We start from the raw sequence: 16,623 nt of genomic DNA on the forward strand, positions 1-16,623 counted from the left end.
CGTCGGAGATGATGATGTCGACATGTCGCGTCAGCAGCGAGTGGCCATGCATATGGGAGAGCCCGGTGGTCAGCGTATAGTCGCCGGTATGGCGCCTGATGACCTCGATCAGCGGCTGCCCCACCGCGGTGGCCAGCGAGTCGACCAGCGCCATGCGTACCTGGTGGAGCTGGCCGAAGGCGCCCGACACCAGTTCGCGACGGGTGGAGCGGGCATCGTCGAGCAGGTGCCTGGCCCGGTCGTAGAAGAAGCGCCCCGCGCCGGTCGGCTCGAGCGGCCGTGAATGGCGCTTGAACAGCGCCACGCCCAGCGCCTGTTCGAGGTTGGCCAGGCTCTGCGAGACCGACGACTGCTTGAGTCCCAGGCTGCGCGCCGCGGCACTCTGGCTGCCCTGCTCGAGCGTCTCGACGAAGATCTCCATGCTGCGCAGGTCGAATCCGAAACCGTTCCGCATCGACGCTCTCCCGCTCGAGCCACGGCCGCCGGCAGGGAACTCCTGCCCCGGCCCTCGGTCCACCGTCACTGTCGTCACCACTGTCATCACCACATGGAGGTCACGATGACCGCCCAGGCCGCCGCTGCCACCGCCGACCGCCCCTCCTCGACCTGGACCGGCTGGGGACAATGGCTGGCACTCGTCACCATGACCATCGACCACCTGACCCGCTATGCGCTGCCCACCGGCTGGGAGCTCGACTGGGCCGGGGCCTCGATCGGACGCATCGCCTTCCCGCTGTTCGCCGCCATGGTCGCCTGGCACGGGCTCTTCAACACCCGCAACCCGCTGCGCTACGCCCGGCGCATCCTGGTGATCGGCCTGGTCGCCCAGTTGCCCTACATGATGATGCCCCGGGCTTCGGATGCGTTCATTCTCAACGTCTGCTTCACCCTGGCCACGGGGCTGGCCTGGGGCGCCTGGCTACACGACCTGCTAGCCCGCCAGCGCCGTGGCGAGCTCGAGGCCTACTGGTTCGTGCTCGGCGTCGCGGTCTCGCTGGCAGTCTGGCAGCTGCTCGGTCACTGGGTCGAGTACGGTCACCGCGGCCTGCTGCTGATCCCCCTGTTCATGCTCGCCATGCACTGCTTGCACCAGGCCGGCGACACCCTGACCGAGCGCCTGACGGCGGTGGCCTTCACGCTACCGGTGCTGGTGGTGGCCGGGCTGATGAACAGTTCCGACATGGCCAAGTCGTTCACCGTCGCCACCTGCCTGGTGATCCTATGGCTGGCCGCCGGGGCCCATCGCCTGACCCCCGGGGTACCGAGCGCCATGCCGAGACGGCTATGGCTTGCCTGGTACCCGGGCCACTTCGCGCTGATCGCGCTGTGGCTGTGGGCCAGCGGCGCCATCGGATGAACTCAGGCCGGCGGTGGCACCTGCACCCGCTCGCCCAACAGGCGTGCCAGCGCCGGCTCCGGCATCGGCCGGTAAAAGTGGAAGCCCTGGAAACAGCGACAGCCTCGCGCCGCCAGGAAGGTGAGCTGGGCCGCGTTCTCGACCCCCTCGGCCACCACCGCGAGCTTCAGGTGACGGGCCATGGCCAGCACCGTCTCGACGATGGCGGCGTCGCTGGCGTCGGTCTCGATGTCGCTGACGAAGCTGCGGTCGATCTTGAGCTCGTCCAGCGGCAACCGTTTCAGGTAGCTGAGCGACGAGAAGCCGGTGCCGAAGTCGTCCAGCGCGATGCGCGCTCCCAGCGCCTTGAGCGCCCGCATGCGCTCGGCGGCGGCGTCCAGGCTGTCGATCATGATGCTCTCGGTGAGCTCCACGGTCAGCCGCCCGGGGTCGACCCGATGGGCCTCGAACAGGCGCATCAGGGTCTCGACGAATTCCGGCTGGGCGAAGTGCCGGGCGCTGATGTTCACCGAGAGCCGCGGCAGGCACGCCTCGGGCTGGCGGGCCAGCAGGGCACAGCAGGTATCGAGCATCCAGGTCTCGAGCTCGACGATCAGGTCGCTCTCCTCGGCAATGGCGATGAACACCCCCGGCGAGACGACACCGTGGTCCGGATGGGTCCAGCGCATCAGCGCCTCGACCCCGACCAGGTGCTCCCGTTCGTCCACCTGGGGCTGGTAGTGGAGGGCCAGTTCTCCCGCCAGCAGCGCCCGGCGCAGGGCCTGCTCCATCTCGAGCCGCCAGGCCACCCGCGCCTGCATGGCCGGCTCGAAGTGGCAGATCCGTGCCCGCCCCAGGGCCTTCGCCTGGTACATGGCGGTATCGGCGTGGCGCAACACGTCGCCCACCGCCTCATCGCCGAAGGGAAACAGCGTGTAGCCGATGCTGGGGGTCACGCTGATCCGGCGGCCATCCAGGTCGTAGGGCTGACGCACCGCCGCCAGCAGATCACTGGCGCGCGCCTCGGCCAGGGCCAGCAGGCCGGCCCCGTCACCAGCCGGATCGGCGCGTGAGAGCCGCGGCACCAGCACCACGAACTCGTCGCCGCTGAGCCGGGCCGCCATGTCGTCCTCCTCGAGGCAGGCCCGGAGCCTGGCGGCCACCTGGCGCAGCAGTTCGTCGCCGATCGCATGGCCCAGGGAGTCGTTGATCATCTTGAAGCGATCGAGGTCGAGGAAGATCACCAGCCCCTGCCCCGCCGACCCGCGACGGGTGGCGATGGCCGTCTCCAGCGACTCGATCAGCAGGCGGCGGTTGGGCAGGTCGGTGAGGGGGTCGAAATAGGCCTGGCGGTGAATGGTCGCCTCGGCCCGCTTGCGCTCGGTGAAGTCCTCGATGATCGCCACCCCGCCGGTCACCCTGTCGTCGGCGTCCCGCATGGCGTTGTAGAAGGCGCGCAACGGCGTGGTCTTGCCACTCGCCAGGGCGCGGTATTCGCCCTCGAAGACACCGGAACCGTTCTCCAGGGCATCGCTCACCGCACGGACGACCCGGGGATCCTCCACTTGCTCGAGCAGGTTGAGGCCCAGCAGGCGGGAACGACGGATGCCGAGAATCGCCAGGCAACGGGCGTTGCAGTCGAGCACCCGGCCATGGCGGTCGAAGTGCATCACCCCCAGCGGCGAATGACGGAAGATGGTGCGATAGCGGCTCTCGCTCTCGCGCAGCTGCTGCTCCCGGGAGGCCATGGTAAGGCGCAGCTCGAGGTTGTCGGAGATGAAGCGATACAGACGGTTGCTGATCACCATCACCAGCACCAGGAAGAGCACCACCAGCACCGCCAGCAACCAGGCCAGCGGAGTGCCCTGCAGCAGGAACTGCACCAGCAGCGGCAACATGGTCGGCAGCACGAAGGCCGGTGCCACCCACCAGACGGCCGAGAGGGTGGTGACACCGCCGGCGGCGATGCCGGTCAGCACGATGGTCAGGGCCGCCAGCTGGCCGTGGTGCTCCATGGTGAACATCACCAGGCCGGCGATGCCCCATACCCCACCGGCGACCAGGGTGCCGAGGGCGAAGCGCCACAGCCAGCGACGCTGGCGGCGGCGCCAGCCGGGCAGTTCCTGGAAACGCCGGGCCAGCCAGAGGCGCAGCCCCGACACCACCAGCACGGCCCCCAGCCAGCCCAGCAACGGCTCGGCCGGCAGCACCGGCCACATGGCCGTCACCAGCAGGACAGCCGCCAGCACGCTGCAGAGCACCGGCTGCCACAGTCGCTCGTAGAGCATATGGACCTGTTCGCCCACCAGCAGATGGGCACGCTCGACGTCCGTGGCGGCGACGCGATCGCTGTCGCCTGCGGCGGCGGGCCTGGGTGGCGTGGACATGCGGGAGTTCCCGGCCGTGGTTGTCGTTGTTGATCCAGTACCTTTACCGCATATCCTGCCCGATGGCGAGCCTCCCCATCCTGACCCGGATCAGGGCCAGCTGTAGACACCGCGGTCGAGGCCGTCGCGAATCGCCGGGATCCTCGATGCCGATGCGCAGCAGCGTGTCATCGGGCCCCGCCTCTCGCCTGCCGCTCATTGTTGCGGATCGGCCGGCACATTCAACCGATGTGGCGGATTGTCACGCCCGACTTGATCTGTGTCAGGTCGTTCATGCGTGCGTGGTCCACACTGACACCAGGACACATCCGTTTACCCCATGATGCAGGAGATCACATGGCGAGTCATGACAAGGGCGCCGGCCCGTGGCTGGTCCTCGGCCTGCCGATTGCCCTCGGACTGGCCTGGGTCACCCAGGGCACCGGGGTGGTCGGCAACGACCTCGAGCGCAACATCTGGATTCCCGACGACCTGACCATGCCGCTGCAGGTACAGGCCGCCTATAATGGCGAGCGGATCTTCTTCCGCTACCGCTGGCCCGCCGAGCGCGCCCACGTCTATCACGACATGTTGCGCTTCGAGGATGGCGAATGGATCCGTCACGGCAACTCCCGAGCCGGCCCCGATCCCGACGGCACCTACGAGGACCGGGTAGCCATGCTGGTCGACGACGGAGGCGTGCCGGACTTCGGCCGCTACGGCGGCTACGTCACCGTCGGCGACCGAATGCGCTTCTTCAGCGACTCGGCCTCGCCGGCCGAGGTCACCGCCCATCCGCACCTGGGCGAGCGGCTCGGCCAGAGCGACGTGCGCAAGTACCTGCCGGGCACGCGGTCGGACCAGCACGACTGGCGCAGCGTGGAGGATGCCGAGACGCTCGCCGCCCAGCGCGAGGCCGGCTACTTCCTCGACCTCTGGCACTGGCGCGCCGGACGCTCCAACCCCATCGGCGCCTCCGACGACCAGTGGATCGGCGAGTATCGCAACAGCGACGCCGGCACCGGCCCCTACACCACCAACTGGGACGCCGACAACAACCGCCCACTGTGGATGCTCGACCCCGAGCAGACCGGCCAGCGCGCCCTGCGCTGGGAGGACGTGACGTCCGGCCAGGTCGACTTCGACGGCCTCTACTACCTGTCCGAGGCCAACCGCACCGACTTCGACCCCGATCACGACTGGCAGAACGGCGACGTGATCCCACGCCGCCTGCTGCGTGAGCCACAGGGTTCCCGGGGAACCATCGCCGTCCATGGCGACGCACGCTGGCAAGACGGCTACTGGGACGTGACCCTGGTGCGCGACATGGATACCGGAAGCCCACTGGACGACAAGGCCTTCCGCGAACAGGGCGTCTACGACATCGCCATCGCCGTGTATCGCAATGCCACCGGCAGTCGCTGGCACTACGTCTCGCATCCCCATTCGCTGGGGCTCGGCCGCCACGCCGACATCCTGGCCCAACGCATCGACGGCGACTCACCGGACTGGAGCGACGACTGGTTCGAGATGACCCTGTTCTACCCCGGCCAAGTGGACTGGCCGCTGCTGACCAGCCGCGCACACGCCGGGGCCGAGGACATCGCCGCCGGCAAGCCGGTCCGGCCCCGTCACAGCGAGAAGCAGCTGGCGCTCTACGGCGTGGAGAGGGAGTTCAACGACGCCATCACCACCCGCTGGTGGATGACCCTGATCGCCGGCCTGCTCGCCATGCTAGGCGTGACCCTCGCCCTGCTGCCCAGCTTCCGCCCGACTCGCCGAGGAGACCGCTCATGACCGGTATGCATCATATGCTCGTCCATTTCCCGGAGGCGTTCTGGGCGCTGGCCACCCTGATGATCCTGATCGGCGCCCTGCTGCCCGGCCGCCTGGCCGAGCTCAGCCGCGCCGCCCTGCTGCCGGTGCTGGTGCTCAGCCTGCTCGGCGCCCTGGCTGCCATCGTCACCGGCAGCCTGGTCTGGCCGCTGGAGGCCAACCTGGCAAGCCCGATGGTACGCAACCATGTCCTGATGGCGCTGTGGACGCTGGGCCTCTACACCATGCTCACCGTGCTGGTGTGGCGTGCCGGCGCGGCCGCCTTCGACGGGGGCCGGCGCTGGGTGCTGGTGATCCTGGCACTGACGGGCGGGCTGCTGTTCGCCACCACCGGCACCCTGGGAGGCCACCTGGCCGGCGCGACGACCCGGTTCTCCGAACTGCTGCGGCTCACCGGCTGGGAGGTCTACACCACCTTCTACAGCCCGCTCTGGGTCATCGCCGTGATGGTGCTCATCGGCCTGGCCTGCGCCGCCCTGGGCATCATGACTCGACGCCAGGCCCGCTGACGCTTCGGCCGACACGCTCCGGCAGTACGCCGAAGGTCCCACACGCGGGGCCTTCGGCATTTCGGTCGTCTCTCGACGTGACACCGGGCCGTCACGATATCGACTCTATTCGTTCATGCCGATGCAATATCCCCTGCCGACCATGGAGCTCCCCGTGACGTCATGTGAGGCAGCAAGATGAAACAGCCCCGGTACATCGGCACCACCGACCCGATTCTCGCCGCCGGCGACGAACCCGCGAGCAACACATCGCCCAATGCCTACTTCGGCGACATCCTCGACGCGCGCGTCAGCCGTCGGGCCCTGCTGCGCGGCAGCCTGGCCGCCGCCGTGGCCGGCGCCATGGCCACCAACCTGCCCTTCGGCGGCGCCTTCGCCGCCACCGGTGGTCGCGCCACCGCGCCGAGCCTCGGTTTCAAGGCGATCCCCGTGAGCGCCGCCGACAGTGTGGTGGTGCCGGAAGGCTACCGGGTTCAGGCCTTCATACCCTGGGGCACGCCGATCAGCGGCGACATGCCGGCCTTCTCGCTGGACACCAGCGGCGAGGACCAGGCCCAGCAGATCGGCAGCCACCACGACGGCATGCACTTCTTCCCCCTCGACGGCAGCTCCCGCGACGGCCTGCTGGTGCTCAACCACGAGTACGTCGAGCCGCGCTACCTGCACGGCGCCGCCCGGGGCCTGGCGCTCGACTCGGAGGGCTTTCCACAGCACGAGGACGGTTCCCGCGACCCCGACCAGGTGCTCAAGGAACTCAATGCCCATGGCGTCTCCGTGGTTCGCGTGCGACAGGGCGCCGACGGCCACTGGCAGGTGGTCGAGGACGCCCACAACCGTCGCATCACCGGCCTCACGCCGATGCGCCTGGCCGGACCGGTGGCCGGCACCGAGCACGTGGTGACGAAGTTCAGCCCCGACGGCACCATGACCCGTGGCACCCTCAACAACTGCTCCAGCGGCGTCACCCCCTGGAACACCTATCTGGCCGCCGAGGAGAACTGGGCCGGCTACTTCGTCAACCAGGACACCGAGATCGACCGCCGCCAGGCCCGCTACGGCATCCAGACTCGCGACACCGGCCGCTACCAGTGGCACCGGGCAACGGGCGGCGCCGACGAGACCCTGCGCTTCGATGCCAGCTCCCGCGGCGCCTCGGCCCGCGAGGACTATCGCAACGAGCCCCACGCCTTCGGCTGGATGGTCGAGATCGACCCCATGGACCCGCAATCGATGCCGGTCAAGCGCACCCACCTGGGGCGCTTCGCCCACGAGGGGGTGATCTTCGCCCCCGCCGTAGAGGGCCAGCCGGTGGTCTGCTACTCCGGCGATGACGCCCGCTTCGAGTACATCTACAAGTTCGTCTCGGCCCGGCCCTATCAGGCCGCCAGCGCGGACGGCTCGCTGCTCGACGAGGGTACGCTCTACGTGGCCAGGTTCAACGAGGACGGCAGCGGCGAGTGGCTGGCCCTGGCCCCGGGCGAGAACGGCCTGACCCCGGAGAACGGCTTCGCGGATCTGGCCGACATCCTGGTCAACACCCGCAGCGCCGCCGACCATGTCGGCGCCACCAGGATGGATCGCCCCGAGTGGGGCGCCGTGGACCCGGTCACCGGCCAGGTCTACTTCACCCTGACCAACAACACCCGCCGGGAGCCGGGCCAGGAACACGCCGCCAACCCGCGGTCCGACAACGGCTTCGGTCATATCATCCGCTGGCAGGAGGACGGCTCCCACGCCGGCACGCACTTCGCCTGGGATCTCTTCGCACTGGGCGGCGACCGGGAGCACGGCCGCAACCTGGCCGGCGAGGCCCTGAGCGAGGATGCCATCTTCGCCAGCCCGGACGGCCTGTGGATCGACCCGGACTGCCGCGTCTGGATCCAGACCGACATCAGCGAGTCGGTGATGAACAACGGCATCTTTGATGTATTCGGCAACAACCAGATGCTGGCCGCCAATCCCGAGACCGGCGAGATCAAGCGCTTCCTCACCGGCCCCGTGGGCCAGGAGATCACCGGCATCGCCATGACGCCCGACCAACGCACCCTGTTCGTCAACGTCCAGCACCCCGGCGCCACCACCGGGGCCGAGGCCTTCGCCGCCGGCGACTTCGCCAGCCACTGGCCAGAGGGCGGCAGCGCCGTTCCCCGCTCCGCCACCCTGGTGATCACCCGCGAGGACGGCGGCATCGTCGGTGCCTGAGCGCGACCCCGCTACTGACCGGCAAGACCACGAAGGCCCCGCCATGGCGGGGCCTTCGTCGTCGAGGGCAGTACCGGGCAGCGTTCGCTATTCGAAACTGAAGCGCGGCTCGGGCGCCTCGGGCAGCAGCGCCGCACAGGCGCGCACCTTGTCGAGCAGCGCCTCGTGAGTCGGCGCCAGCAGGTTGACGTGGGCCAGCTTGCGGCCGGGGCGCTCGGCCTTGTCGTAGCGATGCAGGTGGGCGTCCTGCACCGCCAGGATCGCGGCCGGATCGCCCTCGCGCCCGATCACGTTGACCATGCAGGTGGGCATCCGCGCCGCGGTATCGCCCAGCGGCAGGCCCTGGATGGCCCGCAGGTGGTTCTCGAACTGGCTGGTCACCGCCCCGTCCATGCTCCAGTGGCCGGAGTTGTGCACCCGCGGGGCCATCTCGTTGGCCAGCAACCCGCCGTCGCGGGTCTGGAACAACTCCAGGGTCAGCACGCCGACGTAGTCGAGCTCGTCGAGCAGCGCACGGATGTAGTCGTCGGCGACCCGCTGCACGCTGTCGTCAAGATCCGGCATCGGCGCCAGGGAATAGCGCAGGATGCCGTCGACGTGGACGTTCTCGGCCATGGGATAGAAGACCACCTCGCCATCGCGGCCGCGCACGGCGATGATCGACACCTCGCGCACGAAGTCGACGAAGGCCTCGACGATCAACCGAGGGTGATTGATCGCGCGCCAGGCCTCGGCGGCCTCGGCTGGATCGCGGATCACCGCCTGGCCCTTGCCGTCATAGCCCTCGGTCACCGACTTGGCCACCACCGGGCAGCCCAGCTCGCGAGCGGCGGCCTCCAGCTCGTCGGCGTGCTCCACCAGCCGGTAGGCCGGGGTCGGGATGCCCAGGCGGTCGAACAGCGCCTTCTCCTCGGCACGGTTCTGGCACACCCGAATCGCCTCGCTGGAGGGATAGACGGGCTTGACCTCCTCGATGGCCTGGACCAGCGCCACCGGCAGGTGCTCGAACTCGTAGGTGACCAGGTCGACCTTGGCCAGGAAGTCGTCGAGATGGTGCTGATCCGTATACACCATGACATCGCCGATGCCCGCGCTGGGGTGGCCGGTGGTGTCGAGAAACGTGAACCGATTGGCCAGCGGATAGCCCGCCAGGGCCAGCATGCGGCCGAGCTGGCCGGCTCCCAGTACGCCGATGTTCATGTCGCTTTCTCCTCTCGCTGGCTCATTCGGCCGCGGGGCGCGGATCGGGGTTGTCGAGCACCGTGCGGGTCTGCTCGGCGCGAAAGGCCTCCACGGCGGCACGCACATCGTCATCCTGCAGGCCGACGATCTGGGCCGCCAGCAGGCCGGCATTGGTCGCGCCGGCCTTGCCGATGGCCAGGGTGCCCACGGCGATGCCGCCGGGCATCTGCACGATGGAGAGCAGCGAATCGAGACCCTTCAGCGCCTTGGACTCCACCGGCACACCGAGGACCGGCAGCGGCGTCTGGGAGGCCACCATGCCCGGCAGATGCGCCGCCCCGCCGGCACCGGCGATGATCACCTGCAGGCCGCGCTCGGCGGCGGACTTGGCGTAGTCGAACAGCAGGTCCGGAGTGCGGTGGGCCGAGACCACGCGAGTCTCGTGGGGCACGCCGAGACGCTCGAGCATCGCCACGGCGTGCTCCATGACCGGCCAGTCGGATTTCGATCCCATGATCACGCCAACCCGTGGCGCTTGGTGCGACGACTGCATGGACAACTCCCCCGGTGATGATGTCGCGACACGCAACGACGGCCCGACGCTACAAGCGTAGCCGCCCGAAAACCGCGCAGCATACCGCCTCCCGCGGGTCGTGGAAAGCCTCGCCGCCCGCCACTGTCGCTGACGGGCGACAACGATTGCATCCTTGTTGCGCTCTGTCAGGACGGCTATCCCTTAGTCTTGGGTAATGAAACGACGCTCGTGACACCTCACGAGCCTTATCCCGGGAAGGAGACAACACCATGACGCGTTCCATGATCCTGATCGCTGCACTCGCCGGCACCCTGGCGCTGGCTGGCTGCGACAACGCCGACGAAGAGACGATGGACACCACCGACCAGGCCACCGAGACCACGGCCGACGAGCAGACCACCACGGCCGGCGACGACGAGGCCGAGATGCCGGAGGACGAGGCGATGGCCGGCGACGACGACACCGAGGCGCCGGAGGACGAGGCTCTCCAGGACTCCCAGGAGACCATGCTGCAGGAAGAAGCCGAAGCGGGCGCCGGATCCTCCGATACCGCCGTCGACACCGAGGCCGATGCCACCGAGACCGACGAGATCCCCGAGGAGGACGCCGCCATGGACGCTGAGGACGAGCCCATGGCAGACGACGCGGAGACGTCCGCCGAGGACGCAGACGCGACCGAGGACGACGACCAGTAACGGCCACACCGACAGCAGTCCCCGAGGCCCGGCAGGCCATGCCTGCCGGGCCTTCCCTGTTCGAGGGCCGTGTCAGCCGTGGACCACCGCCTCGCGCCGGCTGGCCAGCCAGTTGCCACCCATGGCCAGCGTCATCACCGCCACCCCGGCCACTTCCACCATCAGGTTCGGGTAGAAGGCCGCGGCGATCGCCGGCAGCAGCACCAGGCGCAGCGGCCAGGACATCCACGTGAAGAGATACCCCTCCAGGGCCGTGGCAAAGGCCCCCAGGGCCAGGAAGCCGATGAACGCGGTCCATACCAGCACCGGCAGCGGCCCGCCCGTGATGATTTCCGGGTTATAGACCATGAAGAGCGGGATCAGGTAGAGCCCCTTGGCGAACTTCCAGGCCTGGAAGCCGGTCTCCATGGGCTTGCTGCCGGCGATCGCCGCCCCGGCGAAGCCGGCCAGGGCGATCGGTGGCGTGACGTTGGAGTCCTGGGAGTACCAGAACACCACCAGGTGGGCGATCAGCAGCGGCACGCCGAACTCGGAGGTCAGTGCCGGCCCCACCAGCACGATCAGCACGATGTAGCTGGCGGTGACCGGCAGGCCCATGCCCAGCACCAGGCTGGCCAGCAGCACCATGACCAGGGCCAGCAACAGGTTGCCGCCCGAGAATGCCATCATCATCGAGGAGAACTTGAGCCCCAGCCCGGTCAGGCCGACCACGCCGACGATGATGCCGGCGACGGCACAGGCCATGGAGACCGCCACGGCATTGCGCGCCCCGAGTTCGAGCCCCTCGACCAGCTTCGCCAGCCCGGCCCAGATCACCCGGCGAATGCTCGCCAGTGTCACCTTCTTGCCTTCGCGTGGCGCGATGAACAGGAACCAGAACGTGTAGCGCAGCACCGCCACGACGACCATGGTCACCACCGCATAGAAGCCCACGCGCATCGGCGACATGTTCATCACCAGCAGCCACACCAGCACCCCCAGTGGCAGCAGGAAGTGCCAGCCCGCGCGCATCACGTCGCGCATCTGCGGCAGCTCGCTTCTGGCCATGCCCTGCATGCCCTGCTTGAGCGCGATGATGTGCACGAAGAGGTAGACGGTCGCGAAGTACATGATCGCCGGCAGCACGCTGACCTTGACCACATCCAGGTAGGGCGTGTTGGTGTATTCGGCGATCAGGAAGGCCCCTGCCCCCATCAGCGGCGGCATGATCTGGCCACCGGTGGAGGCCGCGGCCTCGATGCCGCCGGCCTGGTGCGGCTTGTAGCCCAGGCGCTTCATCAACGGGATGGTGAAGGCCCCCGTGGTCACCACGTTGGCGATGGCGCTACCGGAGATCGACCCCATGCCCGCCGAGGCGAGCACCGCCGCCTTCGCCGGGCCACCGCGCTGGCGACCGGTGGCCGCGTAGGCCATGTCGATGAAGAACTTGCCGGCGCCGGTGCTCTCGAGGAAGGCCCCGAACAGCACGAAGATGAAGATATAGGTGGCCGCCACGCCCAGCGGCAGGCCGAAGATGCCCTCCTGCCCCAGGTAGAGCTGGCCGGCCACGCGATCCAGGCCGTAGCCGCGATGACTCATGATGCCGGGCATCCAGTCGGCCAGCCAGGGCAGTTCGCCGCGCGGCCCGGCGAAGGCGTAGACGATGGCCAAGGCACCGATCACGGTCATGCCCAGCCCCACCGCGCGCCGGCTCGCCTCCAGCACCGTCACGGTGGCGATGATGGCGACGCGGATATCGGTCTCGCTCCAGAAGCCGGCGCGACTGATGATCTCGTCCAGGTAGAGGACCAGGTAGCCCCCGGTGATCACCGCACCGCTGAAGAAGACGATATCGATCAGCCAGCCGATCGGGCCGCGCTTGCGGTGGGGGCCGAATACCGGAAACATCAGGAAGGCCAGCATCATGATCAGCGCCAGGTGAATGCCGCGCTGATAGAACAGGCCCAGCGGCTGGACACCCGCCGAGTAGAGCTGGAACAGGGACAGCCCCACCGCCACGATGGTGATCAGCCATAACACGAAGCGCGGCTGAATGGCATTGCCCCCGGGCATGGTCACGGGCGGGCTGTTGGATTCGTTCATCGGGCTCCTCGTCAGACATCGTCAGGCTTGCGTAGGGCTTCGGGCTTGATGAGGTGCAGGGTGACGCGCTCGCCGGCGGCCAGCTCGCTCAGGCTGACCCGGTGCTCGTCCCCGGCGGCCTGCCAGAGCAGGCGATGGTCGACGGTTGGCGAACCGACCCGCAACGTATAACGGTCACCGGGGACGGGCTCGTCGATATTCTCTATCCAGTAGCCTCCCCGCCCGTCGGAAACCTGTTCGCCACGCCCCGGGGTATGCCCCAGGCCCGCGGCGAAATCGGGCTGATGGCTGCGCTCCAGCACCATCCGCCCCTGTTGGTAGCGATAGCAGTCGAGCACCGGGAACTTCCTGACCGAGTGATTCCAGCCCAGGCACCAGCGCATGCCGGGCTCGAGGGGAACCTCGACCAGGGTCTGTCCCGATGCATCGAGTACGGCCAGCTTCGCCCCGTCGATGGCGTCGGCCGCCAGGGCGCCCAGGCCGAGCCACCCGGCGATGGCGCCCGCCAGCAGGCGGCGCAGCGAGATGCGGGATGCCCGGCAACACGACGGCAGGGCGGGCGTCTTCGCCCACCCTGCCATGCGCTTGCCTGCCGAGCGCGACAGTGATGCGACGTTCATGCGTCACATCCCGTGTCGCGGTTCCCTATCACGGGCGCAGCTTGTCGGGGATCTCGGCGTCGACCTCTTCGTAGTAGCGGACCGCCCCGGGATGCAGCGGCACCGGCGTGGACCCCATGGTGAACTCGACGGTGGTGTCGTTGGCGGCCGGGTGTACGGCGATCAGGTCGTCGATGCGTTCATAGAGCAGCTTGGTCAGGTTATAGGCCAGCTCTTCGTCCATGTCGGCATTCACGACCAGCACGTTGGGGATGCTGATGGTCTGCACCGCCTCGTCCATGCCCTCGTACATGCCGGCCTTGAGCTCGTAGGAGGCGAACACCGGTTCGTTCTCCCGGGCGTTGGCGACCTCCTCGTCGGAGAGGCCGATCAGGCGAATGTCGCGGGTGGCCGCCAGGTTGAGAATCGAGCTGGTGGGCGGACCCACGCTCCAGAAGCCGGCGTCGATGTCACCGTCGCGGATGGCGTCGGCGGTCTCGTTGAAGTTGAGGCGCTGGGGCGTGAAGTCATCGTAGCTGATGCCGTTGGCTTCCAGCAGGGCACGGGCATTGAGCTCGGTGCCGCTGCCCGGCGCCCCCACCGAGACGCGCTTGCCCTCCAGGTCGGCGAGTGACTCGATGTCGGAGTCCGCCAGGGTGACGAGCTGCACGGCGTTGGGGTACACGGATGCCAGGGCGCGGGTGTTCTCGATCTGGCGACCCTCGAAGTCGCCGCTGCCCTCATAGGCCTGCAGGGCGGTATCGGCCAGCACCAGGGCCAGGTCGGCATCGCCGCGCATGATCAGGCCCATGTTCTCCACCGAGGCGCCGGTGACCTCGGCGGTCGCCTCGTAGCCTTCGAGGTGCTCGTTGATGATCTCGGCGAAGCCGCCGCCGATGGGGTAGTAGACACCACCGGTACCGCCGGTGGCGATGGAGAGCTGCTGCGCCGCGGCCAGCGGGGCCGTGGCGATCAGCGAGGCAGCGACGGCGTACTTGACGATTTGCATGGAACTCCTCCGGTCCTGGAACCAGGTTGTTGTGTGATTGTCGACGGCGCTCGGGAGGACTGGGCGCCTGCCGGAAAGCTAGCACGCCCCCTGCGTGATAGGCCAATGGCACTAGTTCTACGTTTTCAGGGATTTTCGGCAATTCCCCGATGGTCGACCGCCGGCCAGGCCCCCTCCCTACCCCGCGACCTGCGCCTTCACCCTGTCGACGATATGGGCGCCGATGGGGACCGCCACCATCGTCCAGGGTCAGGCTCGGGCAGTACTCGCGTGCGATCGCGATGTCGGAGAACCCTGCTTGTAGCGCGAGCCCCGGAGCGACTCGTCGTCGAAGGCGGCGCCGGAGGTTGGGTCATATACTGGGTCCAGCCTGGGCATTTGAAGACATGGTTTGAGTTGACATCCAGCCAATAGCTATCACAGCGATACAAGATCCATGCCGCACGACACGACACTCATCACAACGGTAGCCGCAGGCTTCGGCCTCGCCCTGGTTCTCGGCATCCTCGCCGAAAAATTGAAGCTTCCCGCTCTCGTGGGTTATCTCTTGGCGGGCATCGCCATCGGGCCGGCCACGCCGGGTTACGTGGCCGACATGGGGACCGCGACCCAACTGGCCGAGTTGGGAGTCATGCTGCTGATGTTCGGCGTGGGCCTGCGCTTCTCACTGGATAATCTGCTCTCGGTCAAGCGTGTTGCGCTGCCTGGCGCCATTGCCCAGATGACAGTAGCGACGCTCCTGGGCATGGCCATCGCGGGGTCGTGGGGCTGGGGTCTCGGCAGCAGCCTGGTGTTCGGCCTTTCGCTGTCGGTAGCCAGTACGGTGGTGCTGCTCAAGGCGCTGGAAGCCCGAGGGATCCTCGAGTCGATGAATGGATACATCGCGGTCGGCTGGCTGGTCGTGGAAGACCTGGCCATGGTGGTGGTGCTGGTGCTGCTGCCTCCCCTGGCCGGGATACTCGGCGGGACCGAGACAGACGGCACCTTCCAGCCTCCCCTCTGGCGGACACTGGGTCTGACGCTCCTGCAGGTCGGCGCCTTCGTGGCATTGATGTTGATCGTGGGGCGCCGCGTCATGCCCTGGATGCTGTGGCAGGTGGCCCGGACAGGATCACGGGAGCTGTTTACGCTTGCGGTCATTGCGGCGGCGATCACCATCGCATTCGGTGCCGCCGAACTGTTCGGCGTTTCCTTTGCGCTCGGCGCCTTCTTCGCCGGCATGGTCATGCGAGAGTCGACGTTCAGCCACCGGGCGGCTGAAGAATCCTTGCCTCTGCGGGACGCTTTCGCGGTGCTGTTCTTCGTCTCCGTGGGCATGCTGTTCGAGCCTGGCGTGCTCATCGAGAACCCACTCAGACTGATCGGTGTAGTGGCCATCATCATCATCGGCAAGTCCGTCGCTGCTGCCGTACTCGTCATCGCCTTTCACTATCCGCTGAGCACGGCCTTCACGGTGGCGGCGAGCCTCGCCCAGATCGGGGAGTTTTCCTTCATCCTGGCCGGTCTCGGCATGTCACTGGGTCTGCTCACGGCGGAAGGGCAGAGCCTGATCCTGGCCGGAGCCCTGATTTCGATCGCACTCAACCCCATGATTTTCGGCCTGATCGAGCCGTTGCGTAGCAAGGTGCTGGAGAACTCCAGCCTTGCCCGCCAACTGGATCGACGCCGGGATCCCTTCGCCGAGCTCCCCGCGTCGACCGAAGAGCGCTACCTCGAGGGGCAAGTGGTCCTGGTCGGTTATGGCCGCGTCGGACAGCAGATCGGTGAAGCGCTGCGCGGACACGCTATCCCCTTCGTCGTGGTCGAACACAACCGGGAGTTGGTGGAATCGCTGCGCAAGCAGGATATCGCGGCCGTCTCGGGAAACGCCGCCGAGCCATCCGTGCTGATACAGGCACACATCGCCCGTGCTGCCATGCTGGTCGTCGCCATTCCCGATACCCTCGACGTGCATAAGATGACCGAGACGGCGAGAACGCTGAACCCCGACATCGAAGTGGCGGTGCGTGCCCAGAGCGAAGACGACGCCAGGCTGCTGGCCAGGGAAGCGGTCGATCGCGTCTTCTTCGGTGATGATGAGCTGGCGAAGGGGATGGCCAACCATATCCTGAAGCGCTTTGCTCCCCCGCCAGGCAAAGGAGCGAACGCCGTGGCTCGGCGGTAACTGCGGGCACTCGCGACGGACGCCCTGCCCGCCGAGCGCGCCCAGGCGGCATCTGCCGCGAAGTTGCCGGCAATGTCGAGAAAGTGTCGGAAAACTCTCAACAACCGA

At 67.9% G+C, this 16,623-nt stretch carries 13 protein-coding genes; 6 read left to right on the forward strand and 7 right to left on the reverse strand.

What is annotated here, in order from left to right; all coding sequences use genetic code 11:
• A partial coding sequence (locus QLQ85_RS00565; protein ID WP_282737239.1) for a LysR family transcriptional regulator occupies positions 1-454 on the reverse strand: 454 nt, incomplete at its 3' end.
• Between the two features lie 105 nt (positions 455-559).
• Between QLQ85_RS00565 and QLQ85_RS00570 the strand changes: the two genes are divergently transcribed.
• On the forward strand, positions 560-1,357 hold the full coding sequence (locus tag QLQ85_RS00570; protein WP_282737240.1) for a TraX family protein: 798 nt from the start codon (positions 560-562) through the stop codon (positions 1,355-1,357).
• Between the two features lie 2 nt (positions 1,358-1,359).
• On the opposite strand, the gene QLQ85_RS00575 is transcribed toward QLQ85_RS00570, so the two are convergent.
• Positions 1,360-3,723 carry an EAL domain-containing protein gene (locus QLQ85_RS00575; RefSeq protein WP_282737241.1) on the reverse strand — a complete coding sequence of 788 codons (2,364 nt, stop codon included), beginning with the start codon at positions 3,721-3,723 and terminating at the stop codon, positions 1,360-1,362.
• 336 nt (positions 3,724-4,059) lie between these two features.
• On the opposite strand from QLQ85_RS00575, the gene QLQ85_RS00580 reads away from it, so the two are divergent.
• The 3 genes from QLQ85_RS00580 to QLQ85_RS00590 all read left to right on the forward strand — a co-directional run bounded on the left by QLQ85_RS00580 (position 4,060) and on the right by QLQ85_RS00590 (position 8,249).
• Positions 4,060-5,499 (forward strand): ethylbenzene dehydrogenase-related protein, encoded by a 1,440-nt coding sequence (locus QLQ85_RS00580; RefSeq protein WP_282737242.1) that lies wholly within the window; start codon positions 4,060-4,062, stop codon positions 5,497-5,499.
• Entirely contained in the window at positions 5,496-6,047 is a 552-nt protein-coding gene (locus QLQ85_RS00585) for a hypothetical protein (protein ID WP_282737243.1), read from the forward strand. Before QLQ85_RS00580 ends, QLQ85_RS00585 begins: the two co-directional genes overlap by 4 nt.
• Before the next feature lie 177 nt (positions 6,048-6,224).
• Positions 6,225-8,249 carry a PhoX family protein gene (locus tag QLQ85_RS00590; RefSeq protein ID WP_282737244.1) on the forward strand — a complete coding sequence of 675 codons (2,025 nt, stop codon included), beginning with the start codon at positions 6,225-6,227 and terminating at the stop codon, positions 8,247-8,249.
• 87 nt (positions 8,250-8,336) lie between these two features.
• Here the strand turns inward: QLQ85_RS00590 and QLQ85_RS00595 are convergent, their stop codons facing one another.
• Together QLQ85_RS00595 and purE are read right to left on the reverse strand one after the other, a co-directional pair.
• Positions 8,337-9,449, reverse strand: a complete 1,113-nt coding sequence (locus QLQ85_RS00595) for a 5-(carboxyamino)imidazole ribonucleotide synthase (RefSeq protein WP_282737245.1) — start codon at positions 9,447-9,449, stop codon at positions 8,337-8,339.
• Between the two features lie 22 nt (positions 9,450-9,471).
• A complete protein-coding gene (gene purE / locus QLQ85_RS00600; protein ID WP_282720262.1) occupies positions 9,472-9,984 on the reverse strand; it encodes a 5-(carboxyamino)imidazole ribonucleotide mutase in 513 nt (170 codons plus the stop codon).
• A 251-nt stretch (positions 9,985-10,235) separates the two neighbouring features.
• Here purE and QLQ85_RS00605 point away from each other — a divergent pair, with 251 nt between their 5' ends.
• The gene (locus QLQ85_RS00605) at positions 10,236-10,661 is read left to right on the forward strand and encodes a hypothetical protein (protein ID WP_282737246.1); all 426 of its coding nucleotides are present in this window, start codon (positions 10,236-10,238) and stop codon (positions 10,659-10,661) included.
• Between the two features lie 72 nt (positions 10,662-10,733).
• On the opposite strand, the gene QLQ85_RS00610 is transcribed toward QLQ85_RS00605, so the two are convergent.
• Genes QLQ85_RS00610 through QLQ85_RS00620 form a run of 3 tightly spaced genes read right to left on the reverse strand, consistent with a single transcriptional unit; the run spans position 10,734 to position 14,351 of the window.
• On the reverse strand, positions 10,734-12,743 hold the full coding sequence (locus tag QLQ85_RS00610) for a TRAP transporter permease (RefSeq protein ID WP_282737247.1): 2,010 nt from the start codon (positions 12,741-12,743) through the stop codon (positions 10,734-10,736).
• Positions 12,744-12,754: 11 nt separating this feature from the next.
• Entirely contained in the window at positions 12,755-13,363 is a 609-nt protein-coding gene (locus QLQ85_RS00615; RefSeq protein ID WP_326521362.1) for a DUF1850 domain-containing protein, read from the reverse strand.
• 28 nt (positions 13,364-13,391) lie between these two features.
• Positions 13,392-14,351 carry a TAXI family TRAP transporter solute-binding subunit gene (locus QLQ85_RS00620; RefSeq protein ID WP_282737248.1) on the reverse strand — a complete coding sequence of 320 codons (960 nt, stop codon included), beginning with the start codon at positions 14,349-14,351 and terminating at the stop codon, positions 13,392-13,394.
• A 436-nt stretch (positions 14,352-14,787) separates the two neighbouring features.
• Here QLQ85_RS00620 and ybaL point away from each other — a divergent pair, with 436 nt between their 5' ends.
• The gene (gene ybaL / locus QLQ85_RS00625; RefSeq protein WP_282737249.1) at positions 14,788-16,515 is read left to right on the forward strand and encodes a YbaL family putative K(+) efflux transporter; all 1,728 of its coding nucleotides are present in this window, start codon (positions 14,788-14,790) and stop codon (positions 16,513-16,515) included.
• The last annotated feature ends 108 nt before the right edge of the window (positions 16,516-16,623 follow it).

The sequence above is a fragment of the Halomonas kalidii genome (assembly GCF_030010475.1).
Classification (GTDB): Bacteria; Pseudomonadota; Gammaproteobacteria; order Pseudomonadales; family Halomonadaceae; genus Halomonas; species Halomonas heilongjiangensis.

Excerpts from the sequence above, each read along its gene's own strand:
- QLQ85_RS00570 (WP_282737240.1), top strand. The coding sequence starts at position 560 with ATGACCGCCCAGGCCGCCGCTGCCACCGCCGACCGCCCCTCCTCGACC.
- QLQ85_RS00575 (WP_282737241.1), bottom strand. The coding sequence starts at position 3,723 with ATGTCCACGCCACCCAGGCCCGCCGCCGCAGGCGACAGCGATCGCGTC.
- QLQ85_RS00580 (WP_282737242.1), top strand. The coding sequence starts at position 4,060 with ATGGCGAGTCATGACAAGGGCGCCGGCCCGTGGCTGGTCCTCGGCCTG.
- QLQ85_RS00585 (WP_282737243.1), top strand. The coding sequence starts at position 5,496 with ATGACCGGTATGCATCATATGCTCGTCCATTTCCCGGAGGCGTTCTGG.
- QLQ85_RS00590 (WP_282737244.1), top strand. The coding sequence starts at position 6,225 with ATGAAACAGCCCCGGTACATCGGCACCACCGACCCGATTCTCGCCGCC.
- QLQ85_RS00595 (WP_282737245.1), bottom strand. The coding sequence starts at position 9,449 with ATGAACATCGGCGTACTGGGAGCCGGCCAGCTCGGCCGCATGCTGGCC.
- purE (WP_282720262.1), bottom strand. The coding sequence starts at position 9,984 with ATGCAGTCGTCGCACCAAGCGCCACGGGTTGGCGTGATCATGGGATCG.
- QLQ85_RS00605 (WP_282737246.1), top strand. The coding sequence starts at position 10,236 with ATGACGCGTTCCATGATCCTGATCGCTGCACTCGCCGGCACCCTGGCG.
- QLQ85_RS00610 (WP_282737247.1), bottom strand. The coding sequence starts at position 12,743 with ATGAACGAATCCAACAGCCCGCCCGTGACCATGCCCGGGGGCAATGCC.
- QLQ85_RS00615 (WP_326521362.1), bottom strand. The coding sequence starts at position 13,363 with ATGAACGTCGCATCACTGTCGCGCTCGGCAGGCAAGCGCATGGCAGGG.
- QLQ85_RS00620 (WP_282737248.1), bottom strand. The coding sequence starts at position 14,351 with ATGCAAATCGTCAAGTACGCCGTCGCTGCCTCGCTGATCGCCACGGCC.
- ybaL (WP_282737249.1), top strand. The coding sequence starts at position 14,788 with ATGCCGCACGACACGACACTCATCACAACGGTAGCCGCAGGCTTCGGC.